This is a genomic window from Kitasatospora sp. NPDC024654, from assembly GCF_055559155.1.
This window is the reverse complement of the sequence record NZ_JBVHLF010000277.1, coordinates 1-1,176: the sequence shown is the minus strand read 5'-3', so window position 1 is coordinate 1,176 and position 1,176 is coordinate 1. Positions and strand designations below refer to the sequence as shown.

1 protein-coding gene is annotated in these 1,176 nt (G+C 66.4%); it reads left to right on the top strand.

The features are described from left to right. The first annotated feature begins 70 nt into the window (after positions 1 to 70). Positions 71 to 1,173 (top strand): IS630 family transposase gene (locus tag ACZ38L_RS39600; RefSeq protein WP_465703031.1). Its coding sequence is split into 2 segments (ribosomal slippage): positions 71 to 529 and positions 532 to 1,173, totalling 1,101 coding nucleotides; the frame shifts between segments, so codons are not numbered across the junction. Positions 1,174 to 1,176 lie beyond the last annotated feature (3 nt).

Genomic DNA, 1,176 nt, shown 5'->3' with positions numbered 1-1,176 from the left:
GTACTCAGGTTGAACTGACAGTGTCTTCAGGGCTACTGACTGTCCATGATCCCTGCGGTATGCCGTAGGGATGAGGTATGCGCAGGCGGGTGGGTACACGCCCGAGGAGCAGGCGGCTCGTGAACGGTTGAGGCTGGTGGCGGCCGAGCGGTTCGAGCGCGGGGATACAACGGCGGAGGTCGCCCGGGATCTGAGGGTGACCGGTCGTTCGGTGCTGCGCTGGCGGCGGGCGTGGGAGTCGGGCGGGGTGGAGGCGCTGCGCTCGAAGGGGCCCACGGCGGTGGAGAGGCTCTCGAGTGGGCAGTGGGCCCGGTTGGAAGCCGAGTTGAAGCGGGGGCCGCTGGCCCACGGTTTCGAGGACGATCAGCGGTGGACGCTGAAGCGGATCAAGCTCCTGATCGGCCGGATGTTCCATGTGGGGTACACGGTGCAGGGCGTGTGGAAGCTGCTGCGCCGCCACGGCTGGAGCTGCCAGGTTCCAGTGCGCCGGGCCGTCGAGCGGGACGAGGCCGCCATCGAGGTATGGAAAGAGCAGGTGTGGCCGCAGGTAAAAGAGCGGCGGCGGACCTGGGTGCCCACATCTGCTTCGAGGACGAGGCAGGACAGGCCCTGAGTCCGCCGCGGGGACGCACGTGGGCACCGCGAGGCGAGCGCCCGGTGGTACGGGTGCGCGGCAGGGGACGCGGACGGGTGAACATCGCCGGCGTCACCTGCTACCGCGAGGGCCACCGCAGTCACCTGCTGTACAAGCTGCACGTCCACCACGGCCGCAAGAACGAACCCAAGAGCTTCTCCTGGCAGGACTACCGCGACCTCATCAGCACGGCCCACCAGTACCTGAAGACCCCGATCGTCTGGTGCTGGGACAACCTGTCCGTGCACCTGAGGCAGGAGCTGGCGGACTACGCCGAGGAGAACAAGGAGTGGCTGAGGGTGTACCAGTTACCCAGCTACGCGCCCGAGCTCAACCCCACCGAAGGCGTCTGGTCACTGCTCAAGCGGTCGATCGCCAACTTCGTCGCAGCCGACCTCAACAGCCTCACCCGCATCATCAAGCGCAAGCTCAAGAAGATCCAATACCGGCCCGAACTGATCGACGGCTGCCTCGCCGAGACCGGACTGATCACGGGATTCACCGAGATCAGCCCGCCAGACACTGCCAGTTCAACCTGAGTA